The sequence below is a fragment of the Pseudodonghicola xiamenensis DSM 18339 genome (assembly GCF_000429365.1).
In the GTDB taxonomy this organism is placed as follows: domain Bacteria; phylum Pseudomonadota; class Alphaproteobacteria; order Rhodobacterales; family Rhodobacteraceae; genus Pseudodonghicola; species Pseudodonghicola xiamenensis.
Genome location: NZ_AUBS01000001.1, coordinates 426,396 through 446,059, shown reverse-complemented (window position 1 = coordinate 446,059; position 19,664 = coordinate 426,396). Strand labels below are relative to the sequence as shown.

The 19,664-nt window shown below is 63.5% G+C and carries 19 protein-coding genes; 5 read left to right on the top strand and 14 right to left on the bottom strand.

Features of this window, described 5'->3' with window-relative positions:
• Positions 1 to 29 precede the first annotated feature (29 nt).
• On the bottom strand, positions 30 to 743 hold the full coding sequence (ctrA, locus tag G455_RS0102075; RefSeq protein ID WP_028092150.1) for a response regulator transcription factor CtrA: 714 nt from the start codon (positions 741 to 743) through the stop codon (positions 30 to 32).
• A 123-nt stretch (positions 744 to 866) separates the two neighbouring features.
• Positions 867 to 1,145 (bottom strand): CtrA inhibitor SciP, encoded by a 279-nt coding sequence (gene sciP, locus G455_RS0102070; protein ID WP_028092149.1) that lies wholly within the window; start codon positions 1,143 to 1,145, stop codon positions 867 to 869.
• A gap of 149 nt (positions 1,146 to 1,294) precedes the next feature.
• Here sciP and mnmA point away from each other — a divergent pair, with 149 nt between their 5' ends.
• Entirely contained in the window at positions 1,295 to 2,440 is a 1,146-nt protein-coding gene (mnmA, locus tag G455_RS0102065; protein ID WP_028092148.1) for a tRNA 2-thiouridine(34) synthase MnmA, read from the top strand.
• Here mnmA and lpxB read toward each other — a convergent pair.
• The 12 genes from lpxB to pyrH form a co-directional block, all read right to left on the bottom strand.
• A complete protein-coding gene (gene lpxB / locus G455_RS0102060; RefSeq protein WP_028092147.1) occupies positions 2,434 to 3,582 on the bottom strand; it encodes a lipid-A-disaccharide synthase in 1,149 nt (382 codons plus the stop codon). The two genes, mnmA and lpxB, sit on opposite strands and share 7 nt — an antisense overlap.
• Complete coding sequence (locus tag G455_RS0102055) at positions 3,582 to 4,376, bottom strand: LpxI family protein (RefSeq protein WP_028092146.1); 795 nt, start codon at positions 4,374 to 4,376, stop codon at positions 3,582 to 3,584. The genes lpxB and G455_RS0102055 overlap by 1 nt, the downstream gene beginning before the upstream one ends.
• A 4-nt stretch (positions 4,377 to 4,380) precedes the next feature.
• Complete coding sequence (lpxA, locus tag G455_RS0102050) at positions 4,381 to 5,181, bottom strand: acyl-ACP--UDP-N-acetylglucosamine O-acyltransferase (protein ID WP_035365907.1); 801 nt, start codon at positions 5,179 to 5,181, stop codon at positions 4,381 to 4,383.
• Between the two features lie 4 nt (positions 5,182 to 5,185).
• On the bottom strand, positions 5,186 to 5,650 hold the full coding sequence (fabZ, locus tag G455_RS0102045; RefSeq protein ID WP_028092144.1) for a 3-hydroxyacyl-ACP dehydratase FabZ: 465 nt from the start codon (positions 5,648 to 5,650) through the stop codon (positions 5,186 to 5,188).
• A 66-nt stretch (positions 5,651 to 5,716) separates the two neighbouring features.
• Positions 5,717 to 6,304: an OmpH family outer membrane protein gene (locus tag G455_RS23145; protein WP_154664319.1), complete on the bottom strand. Its 588-nt coding sequence runs from the start codon at positions 6,302 to 6,304 to the stop codon at positions 5,717 to 5,719.
• 45 nt (positions 6,305 to 6,349) lie between these two features.
• Positions 6,350 to 8,668, bottom strand: a complete 2,319-nt coding sequence (gene bamA, locus G455_RS0102035; RefSeq protein WP_229861702.1) for an outer membrane protein assembly factor BamA — start codon at positions 8,666 to 8,668, stop codon at positions 6,350 to 6,352.
• A 488-nt stretch (positions 8,669 to 9,156) separates the two neighbouring features.
• The gene (rseP, locus tag G455_RS0102025) at positions 9,157 to 10,509 is read right to left on the bottom strand and encodes an RIP metalloprotease RseP (protein ID WP_028092142.1); all 1,353 of its coding nucleotides are present in this window, start codon (positions 10,507 to 10,509) and stop codon (positions 9,157 to 9,159) included.
• Positions 10,510 to 10,513: 4 nt separating this feature from the next.
• Positions 10,514 to 11,686: a 1-deoxy-D-xylulose-5-phosphate reductoisomerase gene (gene dxr, locus G455_RS0102020; protein ID WP_028092141.1), complete on the bottom strand. Its 1,173-nt coding sequence runs from the start codon at positions 11,684 to 11,686 to the stop codon at positions 10,514 to 10,516.
• Between the two features lie 31 nt (positions 11,687 to 11,717).
• The gene (locus tag G455_RS0102015) at positions 11,718 to 12,518 is read right to left on the bottom strand and encodes a phosphatidate cytidylyltransferase (protein ID WP_028092140.1); all 801 of its coding nucleotides are present in this window, start codon (positions 12,516 to 12,518) and stop codon (positions 11,718 to 11,720) included.
• Complete coding sequence (locus G455_RS0102010; RefSeq protein ID WP_028092139.1) at positions 12,515 to 13,264, bottom strand: isoprenyl transferase; 750 nt, start codon at positions 13,262 to 13,264, stop codon at positions 12,515 to 12,517. The genes G455_RS0102015 and G455_RS0102010 overlap by 4 nt, the downstream gene beginning before the upstream one ends.
• An 8-nt stretch (positions 13,265 to 13,272) precedes the next feature.
• Positions 13,273 to 13,836: a ribosome recycling factor gene (gene frr / locus G455_RS0102005; RefSeq protein WP_028092138.1), complete on the bottom strand. Its 564-nt coding sequence runs from the start codon at positions 13,834 to 13,836 to the stop codon at positions 13,273 to 13,275.
• 60 nt (positions 13,837 to 13,896) lie between these two features.
• Positions 13,897 to 14,643 (bottom strand): UMP kinase, encoded by a 747-nt coding sequence (gene pyrH / locus G455_RS0102000; protein WP_028092137.1) that lies wholly within the window; start codon positions 14,641 to 14,643, stop codon positions 13,897 to 13,899.
• Between the two features lie 123 nt (positions 14,644 to 14,766).
• On the opposite strand from pyrH, the gene miaA reads away from it, so the two are divergent.
• The 4 genes from miaA to G455_RS0101980 all read left to right on the top strand — a co-directional run bounded on the left by miaA (position 14,767) and on the right by G455_RS0101980 (position 19,652).
• The gene (gene miaA, locus G455_RS0101995; protein ID WP_051312102.1) at positions 14,767 to 15,660 is read left to right on the top strand and encodes a tRNA (adenosine(37)-N6)-dimethylallyltransferase MiaA; all 894 of its coding nucleotides are present in this window, start codon (positions 14,767 to 14,769) and stop codon (positions 15,658 to 15,660) included.
• A 90-nt stretch (positions 15,661 to 15,750) separates the two neighbouring features.
• A complete protein-coding gene (locus tag G455_RS0101990) occupies positions 15,751 to 16,545 on the top strand; it encodes an AraC family transcriptional regulator (RefSeq protein ID WP_028092135.1) in 795 nt (264 codons plus the stop codon).
• Between the two features lie 258 nt (positions 16,546 to 16,803).
• Positions 16,804 to 18,474 carry an ABC transporter substrate-binding protein gene (locus tag G455_RS0101985; protein ID WP_028092134.1) on the top strand — a complete coding sequence of 557 codons (1,671 nt, stop codon included), beginning with the start codon at positions 16,804 to 16,806 and terminating at the stop codon, positions 18,472 to 18,474.
• A gap of 125 nt (positions 18,475 to 18,599) precedes the next feature.
• Positions 18,600 to 19,652, top strand: a complete 1,053-nt coding sequence (locus G455_RS0101980; protein ID WP_028092133.1) for an ABC transporter permease — start codon at positions 18,600 to 18,602, stop codon at positions 19,650 to 19,652.
• The last annotated feature ends 12 nt before the right edge of the window (positions 19,653 to 19,664 follow it).

Sequence of the window (19,664 nt, the reverse complement as noted above, 5' to 3'; positions counted from 1 at the left end):
GCGATTGGTCCAGACGATAGGATCAAGCCTCAGGCGCTGACTGCGATCCTGGCGTTTTCGGCGCTTTCTCGCGGGTCTCGCAACACATATCCGCGGCCCCAGACGGTTTCGATGTAATTCTCGCCACCGGTGGCCTGGCTCAGCTTCTTGCGCAGCTTGCAGATGAAGACATCGATGATTTTCAGCTCGGGCTCATCCATGCCGCCATAGAGATGGTTCAGGAACATCTCCTTGGTCAGCGTGGTGCCCTTGCGCAGGCTCAGAAGCTCAAGCATCTGATATTCCTTGCCGGTCAGATGCACCGGATCGCCGGCGACCTCGACAGTCTTGGCATCCAGATTGACGGCGATCTTGCCGGTGTGGATGACGGACTGGGAATGCCCCTTGGACCGGCGGATGATCGCGTGGATACGCGCCACCAGTTCGTCACGATGGAAAGGTTTGGTCAGATAATCGTCCGCGCCGAAACCGAAGCCCTTCAGCTTGTTCTCGGTGTCATCCGCGCCGGTCAGAATCAGGATCGGCGTATCAACCCGGGCCAACCGGATCTGGCGCAGCACCTCATGGCCGTTCATGTCCGGCAGGTTGAGATCAAGTAAAATCAGATCGTAATCATAGAGCTTGGCGAGGTCGATGCCCTCTTCCCCAAGCTCCGTCGAATAGACGTTAAGATTGGCATGCGTCAAAATCAGCTCAATGCTCTTCGACGTTGCCGGGTCGTCCTCCACCAAAAGTACACGCATAATGGAAATCTCCGTACATACCGGGTCCGATAATTCACGTTAACCTTGGCCAGAACCTTGGCGAAAAAAAGTTAATCGTGTGTTACTATCGTGAAAACTTCCATACCAGCATGACAAGACAACCTAAGGTTGTCTATATCTTTTCAGCGCCGTCGCCTTCAACGCCTGCTCCCCGTGCCGGGCGACCGCCTGCATCCAGGATTGCAGCTCTTCGTCACTGAGAGAATAGCGTTTTTTCGCGTCACTCTCGCTGATCAGCCCATAAATCACTCCACGCACCACAGCGGCCTTGCGCGAAGCGACCCAGCGCTGAGTCGACGCCGGCGGCAGGTCCGCCCGCGTCATGGTCGTCCCATCCGGCAGTTTGACCGCGCGCGGGCCTTCCACTTTTTTTAGATACATAACCTTCACCTCAGCAGTCCCGGCCCCGAGTCTGCCGCGCAGGCCTTAACCGTTGGTGAAACCCGCCCTTGAGAGTAGTTAGAATTTTCCTATATTCCGACACACCTCGTCCTTTCCTTCCCGGCCCGATCATGCAAGGAGCCGCCGCCATGGCGCTTGATACCGATATTCCGCTGAACTCTCTTGGTCTGGCCAAGCCGCCCTCAGAGACCCGTGTCGTGGTGGCGATGTCGGGCGGGGTCGACAGCTCGGTCGTGGCCGCGCATCTGGCACAGGCCGGCTATGACGTGGTGGGGGTCACGCTGCAGCTTTACGATCACGGCGCAGCGCTGGCCAAGAAGGGCGCCTGCTGCGCCGGTATCGACATCCACGATGCCCGCCGCGTCGCCGAAGAGCGCGGCTTTCCGCATTATGTCCTCGATTACGAGAACATCTTCAAGGATGCGGTGATCGACGAATTCGCCGACAGCTATCTGGCCGGAGCCACCCCGGTGCCGTGCATCAGATGCAACGAGCGGGTCAAGTTCAAGGATCTGCTGGAAACCGCCCGCGATCTCGAAGCCGACTGCATGGCGACCGGCCATTACATCCAACGCAAGATCGGCCCCCATGGCCCCGAGCTGCACCGCGCCGTCGATGCGAACCGTGATCAATCCTATTTCCTGTTCTCGACCACGCGCGAACAGCTGGAATACCTGCGCTTCCCGCTGGGACACCTGCCCAGCAAGGAGGCCACCCGGGCGATGGCGGCGGACTACGGGCTGGCAGTGGCGGACAAGCCCGACAGTCAGGACATCTGCTTTGTGCCAAACGGCAATTACGCCTCGGTCATCGAAAAGCTGCGCCCCGGCGCGGCGGAACCGGGCGAGATCGTGCATGCCGACGGTCGGGTTCTGGGCACGCATGAGGGGGTGATCCACTATACCATCGGCCAGCGCCGCGGCCTGGGTATCGGCGGGCTTGCAGAACCGCTTTACGTGGTGAAACTCGACGTCAACAAGAAGCAGGTTGTCGTCGGCCCGAAAGAGCTGCTCTCGACCCGCATCATCCCGGTGCGGGAAATCAACTGGCTCGGCGATGAGCCTTTCGAGTCGCGCGCCGCATGGCATCTGTCGGTCAAGGTTCGCTCGACCCGCCCGCCGCGCGAAGCCATCGTGCGACCACTGTCGCCGACCACCGCCGAGGTGGAGCTGCTGACGCCCGAAGAAGGCGTGTCGCCCGGTCAGGCCTGCGTCTTCTATGAAACCGAAGGCACCAGGGTGTTCGGCGGCGGCTGGATCTGGCGGGGTTACTGACCCGCCTGCCCCAGCCCGCGCAACACCGCGCGCGCGGCGCGCAGCCCCGGCGCCTCCCCGCCCTGACCCAGCCGCTGCATCGTCAACGCCATGGCGGCGTGTTGCGCCTGCGGATCGGCCAGCAGGTTCAGCACATGATCAGCAATCGGGCCCGGCTGGCAGGCGGGGCCCAGATATTCCGGCACCACCCGGGTTTCGCTGACCAGGTTGACCAGGTTGGCGGTGTCGAGCTTGACCATGTATTTCGCCATCTGCCAGGTCAGCCAGCTGAAATCATAGGCCATGACCATCGGCGTGGCCGCGGCCGCCAATTCCAGCGCCACGGTGCCAGAAGCCGCCATGGCAACACCTGCGGCCCCGAAGGCGGCGCGTTTCTCGGCCGGATCGGCACCATCCAGAATCAACGGCCGGTCCGCCCAGCCCGCCGTCAACTCGCGCACCAGCGCCGCGACCGGCCCCGCCGCCGGCAGCACCGGGCGCAGATCGGGGCGCACGGCCATGATCCGCTGCAGGGCTTCGCCGAAAACCGGCGCCAGGCGCGTGACTTCGCCCCGCCGCGATCCGGGCAGCACCAAGAGCACCGGCGCCTCTCCCAAGCCATGGGCGGTGCGGAAGGCCGAAACCTCCGCCGCGCTCGCCACCGGCTCGGACACCACGGGATGGCCGACGAAATCGCACGCCATCCCGGCGGCTTCCATATAGGGCGGCTCAAACGGCAGAAGCGCCAGAACGTGATCGATCACCCTGGCCATCTTCGCCGCCCGCCCCGGCCGCCAGGCCCAGACGCTGGGGGCGACATAGTGAACGGTGCGGATGTCGCTTTGCTGTTTCACCAGCTTGGCCACCCGCAGGCAGAAATCCGGGCTGTCGATGGTGATCAGCACATCCGGCGCCGTGTCGATCACCGCCTGCGCGGTCTCGGCGATGCGTCGCTTCAAGTGGAAATATTTCGGCAGGACCTCGGCAATGCCCATCAGGCTCAGCTCGTTCATCGGAAAGCGGCTGACCAGCCCCTCGGCCTGCATGCTTGGGCCGCCGACACCGTCGAAGGTGACATCCGGAACCAGCGTCTTCAGCCCGGCCATCAGCGCCGCGCCCAGCTTGTCGCCAGACAACTCTCCGGCGATCAAAAAGACCCGCATCAGCCCTGCGGCTCCCGCGACCACAGGAACAGACCCATCCTGTCACAAGCGGCGATCACCGCGTCGGGGTCCAGCAGGATGACGCCGCCCGCCTCGATCACCAGCCCGTCGAGCCCGGCATCAGCGGCGCCGCGTACCGTATCGGGACCGATGGCCGGCAGATCGGCACGGCGATCCTGATCGGGTTTCGGCGCCTTGTAGAGGATCCCGCCGCCCTCATCCGGGCGATCGAACAAGGTGGCCAGCATCCAGTCGGTGCCAAAGACACTTTCCACCGCCAGCGCCTGCCCGTTCAGAACGGCACAGGCCTGGCCGATATCGGCAGCCCCCATGGCCACAACGATCTCGGCGCCGCGCCGGGCATCGCGATGATGCGCCTCGGTCGGCTGGGAAACCGTCGGGGTCGACGCCCCGATCAGCAGGCCGGGGGCCGCTTCCTGCGCCGGAACCGCGGTTATCCCGGCGGTCTCGAACAAAGTTATCACGGCGCGCAGGGCCCCGTCGTCGCCCCGCTGCAGCGCCTCGGTCAACACCGGAACCAGCGGCAGCGTAGCGGCATCAATGGCGGCCGGGTCGATCTGAGGCCGGCGGATCGCCCCGGCCATGCAAACCTGCGTTGCGCCCCGCTGCTTCAGCTCGGCGATCAAGCTGCCCAGCGTCTCGAGCCGGAACCACAGATCGACCTCAAGCCGGTCCGGGCCATTGTCCTCCAACGCGCAGATCAGCGCCGGCTGCGTTTGTGCCCGTGCGATTGCAACCGGCAATGACCCACGCCCGGCAATCAGCGCCAACATCGGCTCAGTTCCCCGGGGTCAGAAACGACCGATCGCTGTGACCGGTGATGAATTCGACGATCTGACGCACATATTCGCTGTCTGTCTCTTCTCCCAGGCGATGAGCGCGTTCCTGGAAGGTGCCCTCGCCCTGCGCCAGCATCTGGAAGGCGGCCCTGAGCGCGGTGATATCCGCACGCGGCACACCCCGGCGTTTCAGCCCGACCAGGTTCAACCCGTCCAGTTCACCGCGTGGCGCCTGTACCAGACCATAGGGGATCACGTCCTGCGGCACCATGGTCAGCGCGCCGATGATGGCACCGCGCCCGACACGCACCCATTGGTGAAGGCCGGAGATGCCGCCGATGATCACATCGTCCTCGATCACGCAGTGGCCTGCGGCGCCGGCGTGGTTGACCATGATCACCCGGTCGCCGATCTGCACATCATGGGCCACGTGGCAGCCGGCCATGAACAGGCAATCGTTACCGATGCGGGTGACGCCGCCACCGCCCTCGGTGCCCGGGTTCATGGTGACATGTTCACGGATGCGGTTGCGCGCACCGATCTCAAGCCGGGTATTTTCGCCGTTGAACTTCAGATCCTGCGGCACCTCTCCGATCACCGCGAAGGAAAAGATGGTGGTATCCTCGCCGATCCGGGTGTCGCCGGTCACCACCACGTGGCTTTTCAGCTCGACCCGATCGCCCAGAACCACCTTGGGACCGATCACGCAGAAAGGCCCCACCACACAGCCTTCGCCAAGCTGCGCCCCCTCTTCGACGATTGCCGAGGGGTGTACCTGTGTCCTGGTTTCCGGGGCCATGCGCTCAATCCTCCTGATAATCGACCATTGCCGAGAACTCGGCCTCGGCAGCGACTTCGCCGTCCACCGTCGCCGTCCCCTGGAACTTGAAGATCTTGCCGCGCATCTTGCCCCGCAGCGTCGTCACCCGCATTTCCATCACATCGCCCGGCACCACCTTGCGGCGGAATTTGCACTTGTCGATGTTCATGAAATAAATCAGCAGCTCGGTATCGACGATGTCCATACCGACGCCGAGCATGACGCCAGCGGTCTGCGCCATCGCCTCGATGATGGTCACCCCCGGCATGATCGGCGTGCCCGGGAAATGGCCTTGGAAATGCGGCTCGTTCATCGTGACGTTCTTGATGCCACGCGCCGAGCTGTAGCCGTCAATATCGACCACCTTGTCCACCAGAAGGAAGGGATAGCGGTGGGGAAGGATACGCTGGATAAGCTGGATATCCGCGCTTTTCATCTCTGTGGTCATCTAGGGGTTCCCATTGGTCGTCTTTCGCGACTGACTAGCAATCCCGGCCCGATTGGGCAAGCGGCGCTATTGATCCTGCCCGGTGTTGGCGGCTGCCGCGCCATCTCCGATTGCGGCGTCGATCCGGGAAATCGCCTCATCGGTGATGTCCGAGGCATTTGCCGACAGGAAGACGTTCGACCGCTCCAGGATGACGCTGGCGCCAGCCTCCTGCATCAGTGCCTCGAAAACGGGCCGCGCGGCGCGCAGGAAATCCCCTCGCGCCTTGTCGGCCTTCTGGCTCAGCGCCCGCGCCTTGGAATCCTGGGTCCGGCGGATATTCTGAACCTTCTGATCGAACGCATCAGCCAGCGCCCTGAATGCCGCCGGCTCCATCGCGCGGCGCCGTTCGGTAAGCTGCTTTTCCTCAGCGGTCAGTTCAGCTTCCATCTTGCGGTTCTCAGCCGACAGTACGGCGCTCTCGGCTTCGATCTCGGAGGCGACCCGCTTGCCGAAAGCCGATTCCGAGAACAGGCGGTCGCTTTCAAGCGTCAGGATGGCGCTGTGCGGCACCTCCGGCACCGGAGCGACCGGGGTTCCCAACTGTTGCGCCAACCCCGCCTGAGGTGAGACCGCCAGAAAACCGAAGACGGCCGCCAACACGGCAGCCGTCATCAATCTCTTTTGCGGCCGACTGGACCTGCAGCCTGCCATCACGGATCAGAACCGCGCCTGAAGCGTCAGGTCGAAGGTTTGTTCCTTGTCGTAATCTTCCTTGCTGAGCGCCCTGGAAAAGTTGAACCGCAGCGGGCCGAAGCTCGTGGTCCAGAGGAACGACAGGCCGATGACCGAACGCCAGGATCCATCTGCACCGACGATGCAGGACGAGGCCCCCGAGGCGCCACAGCCGGTAGAGGCGGCTGCGGTGTTCACGTTGCTCAGATCCCACAGGTTGCCGACATCGAGGAACAGACCGCCACGCAGGCCGATCTCTTCCGGCAGACCCAGCGGGAATTCAGCCTCGAACCGGGCGACGGCATAGAAGTTACCGCCAAGCGCGTCGTCATAGGGCGACCCCGAGGAATTGGGCGTCATGTCGCGCGGCCCCATCCCGGCGGGTTCGAAGCCTCGCATGATCTCCGAGGACAGCATGAAGCGATCGACCGTCCGGCTGTCGTCCGAACCAAGCCAGCTCAGCGCGCCTGCCTCGAAGGTGGCCCTCAGCGTGACCTCCTCGTTCAGGATCTTCCGCTGTGCGATGGCCTTGGCCCTGGTACGAATGAACTGGCTGTCACCGCCCAGGCCGGCGAAATCGGCACCGATCTCGAACAGCATCCCGGCATTCGGGTCAAGTCCGCTCAGCCGGCTGTCGAAGGTGTAAGTGAAGCCGACCATGCTGGCGCTTTCGCTGCCGCGCGCGATTTCAGTCCCCACGACAGGGCCATAGGTGGCCGCCAAGGCGGTATCCCGGTCCTCCATCTCGGTGCTCTGCCAGGAATATTGCAGCTTCAGCCGCTGCTGTTCCGACAGATTGAAGGTCAGCCCCGGGTTGAAGAACACCCGCTTGGTATCGTAGTTCGCATAGCTCGAGTTGGTCGTCGACAGACCGAGGTCCAGATCGAACCGCAGGTCGCGCCCCATCAGATGGGGTTCGGTGAAGCCGAAGACATAGGCCTCGGAATCCTCGGCGGTCGAGAAGGTGAAGGACAGCCGCTGCCCACGCCCGAGGAAGTTGTTCTCGGTCAGGCCGAGCGCGACACCGAAGCCGTTGCTCACCGAGTAGGACCCACCCAGGTTGAGCGAGCCTGTCGGCTGCTCCTCGACGTTCACATCGACGATCACCTGCTCCGGCGAGGAGCCTTCACGGGTATTGACGTCCGCCTTCGAGAAGAAGCCAAGCGCGCGGATGCGTTCGGCACTGGCGCGGATTTCACGCGGGTTGAAGGGATCGCCCTCCGACACCCGGAATTGCTGGCGCACGACGCGGTCCAGGGTGGTGGTGTTGCCTTCAATGTCGATCCGTTCGACGAAGACCCGCGGTCCCTTGGTCAGAACGAACTGGACGTCCAGGGTCAGGTCGCGATCGTTACGGGTGATGCGCGGCTCGACCCGCAGGAAGTCGACCCCGTTCTTGATCGACAGACGCTCTTGCCGGGTGATCGAATTGTCGACCGCAGTGGGCGAATAGATCTCACCGGATTTGACTTTCAGCGCGGCCTGATATTCGGCGGCATCAACACCGGGATATTCGCTGATCGTGGTGATCTTGCCGAACTTGAACTGCTGGCCTTCGGTGATGTCCATCACCAGATAAAAGGCATCGCGTTCCCGGGTGAATTCGACGTTGGCGCTGTTGACGCGGAAATCGACATAGCCACGCGACAGATAGAAATCGCGCAAAAGCTGCTTGTCATAGGCGATCCGGTCCTCGACCAGCGTGTCGCCACGCAGGAAGGTGCGCAGAAAATTCGCCTGTTTGGTGGCCAGGATGCGGCGCAGGCGGCGATCGGAATAGATGCGGTTGCCGATAAAGCTGACCCGCTCGACCTCGATGGTGTCGCCCTCGGAAATCTCGAACACCAGATCAACGCGGTTATCGCTGCGACGGATGATGCGCGGCACCACGGTCGCGGCCACCCGGCCCTGCTGCGAATAGGCCTTGGCGATGACATCCGCGTCGCGTTCGGCCTTGGCCGGGCTGAACACCTGGCGCGCGGTGGATTCGATCAGCTTGGCCAGCGCATCGTCCTTGATCCGCCGATTGCCTTCGAAGTTGATGACGCTGATCGTCGGATATTCCTTGACCGAAATGACCAGCGTATTGCCCTTGGGCTCCAGATCCACTGTTTCGAACAGACCGCTCGCCATCACTTTCTGATAAGCGTCGTTCAGTTCCCCGGCGGATACGGTCTTGCCACGCTCGATCCCCGTATAGGCAACGATCGTGGCGCTTTCGATCCGCTGGTTGCCTTCGACCTTCATCGAGTTGAAGCGATAATCCTGCGCCATCGCCGGCGAGGCGAAGGACACAAAAAACATCGAAACGAAAAGAAAAAGAGCGGTCAGCACACGGAAGAAAACGGTGCCGCCGATACCACGCTCAGCGCAGGGTTCTCCTGCGGTGCTCCCCAATCCCATAGTCTTGAACCCAGTATTTTACAGACATTGAAAACGTGAGTATCGGGATTGCCGAGCGATGTCAAAAGGCCAATTGCCCGATCCGTCCCGACAGCGCGACAACGCCGCCAGAGGGATCACGATCACATCACGCGCAGCAACCAGCCCCCAGCCGTGAGGGCGAGGATTATAGTCGTCACATAGAGAAGCAGATCCCAGTTCAACTGCATCAGCAGGCCAAGACCACGCGTGGAAAAATGCAGGTTCCGCATCTTCTGCCCTTTTTGGCGTTTCAGATCGCTGTTCGCGACTGGACCCTACGGGCGGAATGTGGCGGCATTTTGGCGAAACCGGGGCGTCGATGCCGCGCCAACAGCATCGGCGCGGAGACAACAGCGCCCCGGCTCAGATCAACAGAACAGATCGTTGCCGAGAGCGAAGAACATCAGCGACAGGATCAGCGTCAGCCCTACCGTCATCAGCACCTTGAGCGCCCTGTCGCTGGGCGGGCGGCGGAACACAGCCTCATAGGCGTAAAATGCCAGATGGCCACCGTCGAGCGCCGGGATCGGGAACAGGTTCAGCAGACCCACCGCCGTCGACAGCGTGGCAATGAACGAAATGAAGGTCTGCGCGCCTTGGCTGGCCAGTTCGCCAGAGGTTTCGGCAATGCCGATCGGGCCGGAAATGTTACAGGTGCTGATCGCGCCGGTGATCATGTGCCACAGGCCGGAAACGGACCCGGTGATGATCGCCCAGGTCTGCGACACGCCGCCCAGAAAGGCCTGGGCGGGACCGGCGGTGGCGGTCGCCGGCTCGAAGGCCATGCCGCCGACGATCCCGATCCGCCACTGGGTGGTAAAACCGCCATCGGCAGCCGGCTCGTCCACCCGGCGCGGCGTCAGGGTGAATTTCGATTCCGCCCCGTCGCGCCAGACCGTCAACAGCACCGGCGCCCCGTCAGAGGATTCGACCGCCTTTTTCAGATCGGCGAAGACATAGACCGGCGTGCCGTCCACTTCGGTGATGACATCCCCCGGGCGCAGCCCCGCGTCCACCGCCGCGCTGCGCGGCGCGACCCGATAGACATAGGCCGGGAACGGATGCGGCCCCGCGGCGCTGATCTCCTGCCCGGCGCGGCGCACGCGATAGTCCAGCGTGCGGGCATGCGGCAGACCGTCCAGAAAGCTTTGCCATGAGACACCATCCTGAAACGACGGCGTCGGCATGCCGGCGATCGCCAGCACCACATCGCCTTGCTGCAACCCGTTCTCAAGCCCCGGCATCGGGTGCAGGTCTCCCACCGTCAACGGATCGCGGGCAACGCCCTGCGCCATGAACACGCCGGTAAAGACGGCAATCGAAAAGATGAAGTTGAAGACCGGCCCCGCCGCCACCGTCAGCACCCGGGCCCAGAGCGGGGCGCCATGCATGGTGTGGCGCAGTTCCTCCGGATTGCGGCGGTAGATGTCGGCCATCGTCTCGGCGTCCTTGCCCGAGGTGGCATCGGCATCGCCCAGAAACTTGACGTAGCCGCCGAAGGGCAACGCGGCGATCTGCCAGCGGGTACCGCGTTTATCGACCCGGCTGATCAGCGTCGGGCCGAACCCCAGAGAGAAGACCTCGGCATGGATGCCGCTCCAGCGGCCGACGATATAATGGCCGAACTCATGCACGAAGACGATCACCGACAAGGCCACGACGAAAGCGATCAAAGTGTAAACCAGCCCGCCAAACTGCGGAATCATCTCAACAATATTCAATGTCTTATCCTGCTTTCTTCACCGCCGTCTCATCGGCCCACTCCCGGGCGAGATGGTCAATCAGGAGCACGTTATCAAGGGTCATCGCTGCATCGTCATTGCGTCGCAGTCCAGCGTAGCGCTCCAGAACCGTTTCGACCACCGCCGCCATGTCGAGAAATCCGATGCGGCCGGCGATGAAATGATCGAGACTGCGTTCCTTTGCCGCATTAAAGACCGCGCCGGCAAGTCCACCCGCCGTCATCACCTCTCGCGCCAGGCGCAGCGCCGGATAACGGCCCTCGTCCGGTGCGCGAAAGGTGAACTGACCGATCTTTGCCAGATCCAGCCGTTCCACCGGCAGGCCGCGCCGTTCCGGCCAGTACAGCGCATATCCGATGGCATGACGCATGTCCGGCGGGCCGACATGGGCCATCAAGGCACCATCGACGAATCCCACCATCGCGTGGATCATAGATTCAGGATGAACCAGCACCTCTATCTGATCGGGCTGAATTCCAAAAAGCTCTTTTGCTTCAATTATTTCCATGGCCTTATTGAACATGGAAGCACTGTCGATGGTAATCCGTTGCCCCATGTCCCAATTCGGATGGCTCGAGGCTTCGGCAACGGTGGCGCCACGCAGCCGCTCCAGCGGCCAGTCCCGGAAGGCGCCGCCCGAGGCGGTGATCACCACCCGTTCGACCGCCGCCATATCCTCGCCCACCAGGGCCTGGAACACGGCAGAATGTTCACTGTCCACCGGCAGGATACGGGCCCCGTGCGCCCGGGCGGTGCGCAGCACCAGATCACCGGCGCAAACCAGGGATTCCTTGTTGGCCAGGGCCAACGTCGCCCCCTGTTCCAGGGCAGCAAGCCCCGGCGCCAGGCCGGCGGCGCCGACAATCGCCGACATCACCCAGTCGGCCGGTCGCGTCGCGGCCTCGCGGATCGCTTCGGCACCCGCCGCAGTCTCGATCCCGGTGCCGGAGAGTGCGGCGCGCAGTTCCTCCAGCCGATCCTCATAGGCGGTAACCGCCAGTCCGGCGCCAAGAGCGCGGGCGTCTTCGGCCAACCGGGCGATATTGGCGCCGCCGGTCAAGGCGACCACATCGAAAGCGCCGGGATCGCGCCGGATCAGGTCAATGGTGTTCTGCCCGATGGAGCCGGTCGCCCCCAGGATCGTCACCCGCCGCATGTATCTTGCCTTTTCATAGAGAGCCGGTTGATCACAGGGCTCCGGGGGGATAGCCCGTCAGCTCCATCACCGCCAACACCAGAAGTGCCGCCCCCAACATACCGTCGAAGCGGTCGAACAGCCCGCCGTGCCCGGGGATCAGAGAGCTGGAATCCTTGACCCCCGCCCGCCGCTTCACCGCGCTTTCGGCGATATCCCCCAGTTGCGAGGCAAAGGAGGCCAGTGCCGAGAGCGCAATCAGCCAGGCGCCTGCCCCAGTGACAAAGGTGAAGGCCCAGCCGACGATCATCGCCACCAGCCAGCCAGCCACAGTGCCGGACCAGGTCTTTTTCGGGCTGATCTTCGGCCAGAACTTCGGCCCGCCCAGCATCCGGCCGGCGAAATAGCCGGCGATATCGGTTCCCGCCACCACGGCCACCAGCCACAGCATCCACGGAAAGCCGAATTCGTTGCGCACCGACATCATCCCGAACCCCGCAAGCAGGATGAAGATCAGGTACGGCACGAAGATACGGCGGTGTTCGGGCAGCCAGAAGAATCCCACCGCCGCCGGCAGCAGCAGCATCGGCGGAGCGAAACCGGCCTTGAGATAGATCGCCAGAAAGGCCGAAACCCCGGCCAGCAGCCCCATGGCCACCGAACGCGGCGCCACATCGGGCGGCATCATCCGGGTCAGTTCCCAGACGATCAGCCCTATCGCCACCGACACGAAGGTGATGAACACATAGCCGCCCAGCCAGACCGCACCAAGCCCCAGCGCCGCCAGCACAAGCCCCGACAGAAGGCGCGCGGTCAGATCGCCCCAGCGCCCTGAGCCCGCCGCGCCGCTCATGTTTTCACCCCGCCGAACCGGCGATCGCGGCAGCCGTAGCTGTGGCACAGCCGCGCCAGTTCATTGGCCGAGAAATCGGGCCAGAGCGTGTCGATGAATTCATATTCCGCATAGGCCGACTGCCAGAGCAGAAAGTTCGAAATCCTCGCCTCGCCGCTGGTGCGGATCACAAGATCGGGATCGGGCAGCACGCAGGTATCGAGGTATTTCGGCAGGGTTTCCTCGTCGACATCCTCGGGCTTCAGCTTGCCGTCGGCCACATCCTGCGCCAACCGCTTGGTGGCGCGCGCCACCTCGTCGCGGCCGCCGTAATTCAGCGCGATGGTCAGATGGGTGCCGTCATTGCCCGCAGTCTGCAGTTCGAGCTGATCCATCAGTGTGATCAGCTTGGCATCCAGCCGCACCCGATCGCCGATGAAACGCACCCGCACGTTCTTGGCCGCGAGCGCCTGCATTTCCTTGGCGATATAACGGCGGAACAGGCTCATCAGCCCAGCGACTTCGGTCTGAGTACGTTTCCAATTCTCGGTCGAAAAGGCGAAGATGGTCAGATATTTGACCCCGAGCGCCGGGCAGGCCTCGACCACCTCACGCACCCGGCGGGCGCCGGCGTGGTGACCGAACAGCCGTGGCCGGCCGCGTGCCTGCGCCCAGCGACCGTTGCCATCCATGATGATGGCAACATGGCGCGGACCGCGCGGGGCCGACGTGGCTGTTTGCTGGCCGGTATCCGAAGCATCGGGCATGATCTGGGTCAGACCTGCATGATTTCGGCCTGTTTGGCCTCAAGCGCTTCATCGACCAGGGCGATCATCTTGTTGGTCAGCTCCTGCACCTCGGTTTCCCAGAACTTCTGATCGTCCTCGGACATGCCATCGGACTTGGCCTTCTTGATCTGATCCATGCCATCGCGCCGGACGTTGCGGATCGCGACGCGGGCGTGTTCGGCATATTGACCGGCCACCTTGGTCAGTTCGCGGCGGCGCTCCTCGTTCAGCTCGGGGATCGGCAGCATGATGATGGTGCCGTTGAGCTGCGGGTTGATACCCAGACCGCTTTCGCGGATCGCTTTTTCGACCTTGTTGACCATCGACTTGTCCCAGACGTTGATCGTCACCATGCGCGGCTCGGGCACGTTGACAGTGCCGACCTGGTTGATCGGGGTCATCTGGCCATAGGCCTCGACCATGACCGGCTCCAGCATCGAGCCCGAGGCACGCCCGGTCCGCAGCGAAGCGAATTCGGTGCGCAGGTTCGCCATGGCGCCGTCCATGCGGCGTTTCAATGCATCGGTATCGAGTTCGAAATCTTCGGACATGCTGCCCACCCCCTGGGGTTATTCGGATTGTTCGGATTGTTGCTTGCAGGGTCTATAGCCTTAGCCATAGACCTTTGTATAGGTGCCCTCGCCCGCCAGGATGCCCCGGAAGCCGCCCGGTTCGTCCAGCGAAAAGACGATGATCGGCAGATTGTTGTCGCGCGCCAGTGCGATGGCGGCGGCATCCATCACCCCCAGCCGTTTGGCCAGCGCCTCGTCATAACTGACGGTATCATAGCGTTTGGCATCGTCGAACTTATGCGGATCCTTGTCATAGACCCCATCCACCTTGGTGCCCTTGAAGATCGCCTCGCAGGCCATCTCGTTGGCGCGCAGGGCGCCGGCGGTATCGGTGGTGAAATAGGGGTTGCCTGTGCCCGCGGCAAAGATGCAGACCCGCTTTTTCTCGAGATGGCGCACGGCGCGGCGGCGGATATAGGGCTCGCAGACCTCATCCATGCGGATGGCGCTGATCACCCGGGTGAACACCCCCAGCCCCTCAAGCGCGCTCTGCATCGCCAGCGCGTTCATCACCGTCGCCAGCATCCCCATATAGTCGGCGGTGGTCCGTTCCATCCCCTGGGCGCTGCCCGACAGGCCGCGGAAGATATTGCCGCCACCGATCACCATACAGATCTCGACCCCCAGGTCGTGCACGGCCTTGACCTCGCGGGCGATGCGTTCGACGGTGGGCGGATGCAGGCCAAAGCCCTGATCCCCCATCAAAGCCTCCCCCGATATCTTCAGCATCACGCGTTTGTATTTCACCGGCGAGGTCTGGGTTTCGGCTGTTTCGGAAGAGGTCATGTTGCGCTCCGCTCTGGCACGGGGTTATTTTCGCGCCAAAATGTCGGAAATCGCCGCCGGGTTCAATGCAACAAGCGCCGGGATCGACGCGAAATTGTGCATTCGGGAAAACGGACCACCCCCATGAAGACATTGCAAACGCGATCGGGCCTGACCGCGCTGCCTGAAATCCCCGACGATCGCCCGGTGCTGATCGCGGGCCCCACGGCCAGCGGCAAGTCGGCCCTGGCGCTGGAAATCGCGCGGCGCGCCGGCGGGGTGATCATCAACGCCGATGCCAGCCAGGTCTATGATTGCTGGCGAGTGATCACCGCCCGCCCCAGCGCCGACGAAGAGGCCGAGGCGCCGCACCGGCTTTATGGCCATCTGCCCTATGACGCCCCCTATTCCGCCGGACATTGGCTGCGCGAGGTGGCGCCGCTGCTGCAGGGGCCCGACCGGCCGATCATCGTCGGCGGCACCGGGCTCTATTTCCTCGCCCTGACCGAAGGGTTGGCCCAGATCCCCGCCACCCCGCTCGAGATCCGGGCCGAGGCCGACCTGATCCCGCTCGACCGGCTGCTTGCCGATCTCGATCCCGCCACCGCCGCCGGGCTCGATCAGCGCAACCGCGCCCGGGTCCAACGCGCCTGGGAAGTGCAGCGCGCCACCGGCAGGCCGCTGGCGGATTGGCAGGCCGATACGCCGCCGCCGCTGCTGCCCGCCTCGGCGACGGTGCCGCTGGTCTTCGATGTGGACAAGGATTGGCTGAACGACAGGATCGGCCGGCGCTTCGATCTGATGCTTGCGCAGGGCGCGCTCGACGAGGTGGCGGCGATGCGCGACCGTTATGATCCGGCCCTGCCCTCGTGCAAGGCGATCGGAGTGCCCGAACTGATGGCCCATATTGACGGCCGGCTGACGCTGGAGCAGGCGCGTGAGGCCGCCACCATTGCCACCCGCCAGTTCGCCAAGCGGCAACGCACCTGGTTCCGGTCACGGATGCGGCGCTGGCACCCGGTCATTCCGGCGGAATGAAGCGCAAACCTACGGCCTCGACTTGTTCGATTCGGCTCAAGGTGGTCTAGTGGCTGGAAATCTCCGCCCAGGGATGTCCCCTCCGACCACATGGCCTATGACCCGACAGAACTGACCGACATCCGGCTTGTCACGCTTGCGCAGCTTTCCCAGCGCGGCGCCTGGCAGCTTGAACTGGTTCATGACCGGGCCGAACATCTGTTGATCTGGATCACCCGTGGCCAGGGGGTCGCCCTGCTTGAGGGGCAGCGCCGCGGCATCGGCGCGCATAACGCGCTGTTCATCCCCGCCCGTCGCCTGATGGCGATCGAGATGATGCGGAGCGGCTTCGGACAGGTGCTGCTGATCCCGCCTTCCAGCGGGCTGACCTTGCCCGGCGGCGTCCAGCACCTGCGGATGCGCGACGCCGCCAGCCAGGGCGATCTCACCGCGCTCTTCGAGGCCATGGGCCGCGAACAGACCGGCGCACAGCCGCTTTACCAGTCAGCCATGCACGCCTATGCCGAACTGATCGCGATCTGGCTGCGCCGCCACATGGACGCCGCCGCCGGCCCGCCCCCCACCGCAGCCCAGAAACTGGTGCAGGGCTATTGCGATCTGCTGGTCCGCGAATACGCCAGTGGCGCCACCATGGCAGAGCTGGCGCAGCGGCTCGGGGTCACCCCCACCCATCTGACCCGGGTCTGCCGCACCGAAACGGGCCGCACCGCTGCGGCGCTGCTGACCGAACGTGTGCTTTATGCGGCGCGGCGACTGCTGATTTCCACCGACACCCCGGTCCAGGATGTCGCCCGGCATCTTGGCTTTGGCAGCGCCGCCTATTTCACCCGTTTCGTCCAGCAGCACACTGGCCAGCCGCCCACTGCGTTGCGCCGCGCGATGTAATCCGGCGGCCCCGCGACTGCATGACCGGCGGCAGAATGCGGTGACCTCGAAAGTCGCTTTTTTGACATCTGGCTGTCGCACTCCTACCCTTTAACATAGATCGTACCCATTGACGCGAAGGGATTGCCGGTGCCGACTACACCCCATGGGGAACCATGGCATCCGGGGATGCCGCATAAATCTGCCAAGGGCGGCCCGAAGTCGCGCGAACCGTTTCGCCGATCGCCACCGAACCACCCGCATGACAGGGAGATATCCATGACACCGATCACCACCCCCCGCGAGTGCATTCATCCCGCAGCGCGGATGCACGCCGGTGAATATGCCGACGGCAAGCTGAGCCGGCGCGAATTCCTCACCCGTGTCACCGCACTGGGCGTCGGCGTCACCGCCGCCTACGGTCTGATCGGGGAACTCCCGGCGCAGGCGCAGACGCTGGAAGGCACGCCCCGGATGGGCGGCACCCTGCGGGTCCAGATGCAGGTCAAGGCGCTGAAGGACACCCGCAGCGCCGATTGGTCCGAAATCGCCTGCACCACCCGCGGTACCTGCGAATATCTGGTCGAATACGAAAACGACGGCTCCTTTCGCGGCATGTTGCTGGAAAGCTGGGAAGCCAACGAGGATGCTACTGAGTATCGGCTCAGGATCCGCCCCGGGATCAAATGGCATACAGGCGAGGACTTCACCGCCGCCGATGTCGCCCGCAATATTGAACGCTGGTGCGAAAAGAACGTCGAGGGCAATTCGATGGCCGCCCGGGTGTCGTCTCTGATCGACCCCGACACCGGCAAGGCCCGCGATGGCGCCATCGAGATCGTCGATCCGATGACCGTGGTGCTGCATACCTCCTTTCCCGATATCTCGATCATTCCGGGTTTTGCCGATTATCCCGCAGCAATCGTTCACGCCAGCTACGACCCGGCAAAGCCGAACGAGCTGATCGGCACGGGCCCCTACAAGCTGACCCGGATCGACGTCGGTCTCTCCGCCAGGCTGGAACGCGCTGCCGACCATCCCTGGTGGGGCACCGACATCTACGGCGGCCCCTATCTCGATACCATCGAATATATCGACTACGGTACCGATCCTTCGGCCTGGCTGGCGGCAATTGAAGCCGAAGAGGTCGATATGCTCTATGAATCCGTCGGCGAATTCATCGACATCATGAACGACATCGGCCTGGTGCAATCCGAGGTGGTGACCGCCGCCACCCTGGTGATCCGGCCCAACCAACTGGCCGAGATCGACGGCAAGCAACCCTATGCCGACAAGCGGGTGCGCCGGGCGCTCAGCATGGCGGTGGACAATGCCGTCCTGCTGGAACTGGGCTATGGCGACCGTGGCGAGATCGCCGAAAATCATCATGTCTGCCGGATCCACCCCGAATACGCCAAGCTGCCGCCGCTCAAGGCCGACCCGGCCGGAGCCAGGGCGTTGATGGAGGAGGCCGGGATGCTCGATTTCGAACATGATCTGATCTCGATCGACGACGATTGGCGCAAGAACACCGCCGATGCGGTCGCCGCCCAGTTGCGCGATGCCGGCATCAAGGTGAAACGCACGGTTCTGCCCGGGGCGACCTTCTGGAACGACTGGACGAAATATCCCTTCAGTTCGACCAATTGGAACCACCGCCCGCTGGGGGTGCAGATCTGGGCGCTGGCCTATCGCTCTGGCGAGGCCTGGAATGAATTCGGCTGGTCGAACCCGGAATTCGACGCGCTGCTGGAACAGGCGCTGGCCATCGCCGATGCCGACAAGCGCCGCGAGATCGTCGCCAAGGGCGAAGCGCTGATCCAGGAGGAAGGCGTGACGATCCAACCCTATTGGCGCTCGCTCTACCGCCACATGCGCCCCGGCCTGATCGGCACCGAGATGCATATCACCTTTGAACACCACCATTACAAATGGGCCTGGGCGGCCTGATCGCCCCCCCGTGACCAAGGCGGGCCGCTGCCCCCGGGGGGCGGCCCGCAACCTTGATGCAACATTCCCGCCGCACGGTGCCTGCGCATCCGGACGATGGCAACGCCTGACCGACAAGGGGGCCCATGGGACTTTTTCTGCTTCGCCGGGTGGGCATGATGATCCTGACGGCCCTGTGCCTGACGGTCATCGTATTCGTCCTGACCAATCTCCGGCCCAACCTGGAAAAGCTGGCAAAGACCCAGGGCAATTTCCGCATGTCCGACGAGGCGGTGGCGAGCTGGCTGGAGCGAAACGGCTATGACGAGGCGATGCCGCTGCGCTACGGGCAATGGTTGGGGGTGGTTCCGGGCTGGCGGCAAGAGACCGATCAGGGCGTCACCGGACGCTGTCTTGACGGAACCATCGCGCCGGAGGCCGCCGCCAGAGCGCCGCGGTTCTGCGGGGTCTTGCAAGGCGACTGGGGCTTTTCCACCGTGTTCCGCGAAGAGGTTTCGACCATCGTCGCCAAACGGCTGGGGCTGACCGGCAAGCTGATGCTCTGGGTTCTGGCACTGATGGTCCCGCTGGCCCTGATCGTCGGCGTCCTGGCCGGGATGCGGGAAGGGTCCTGGCTGGATCGGGGGCTGTCCAGCCTGTCGATCATCACCACGGCCACCCCGGAATATGTTTCGGGGGTGATCCTCATCGCCGTGTTTGCTTCGTCCAGCGTCGGGCTGAAATGGTTCAAGGGGACCGCCACCGGCGCCATGGATCACGCCAATTTCGAAAATTTCTTCCTGCCTGTCCTGACCATCGCGCTGTATGGCATGGGCTATATCGCGCGGATGACGCGGGCCAGCATGGCCGAGGTGATGGCGGCGCAATATATCCGCACTGCCCGCCTCAAAGGCGTGTCGTTTTCCAATGTCGTGATCAAACACGCGCTCAGAAACGCGCTGATCGCGCCCTTCACGGTGATCATGCTGCAATTCCCCTGGCTGCTGAACGGTGTGGTCATCGTCGAGACCCTGTTCAACTACAAGGGCTTCGGCTGGACATTGGTACAGGCGGCCGGCAACAACGACATCGACCTTCTGCTGGCGGTCTCGGTGGTGTCGGTCCTGGTGGTTCTGACCACGCAGCTCCTCTCGGACATCGGATATGTCTACCTGAACCCGCGCATCCGGATTTCGTGACAGGCAATCGGA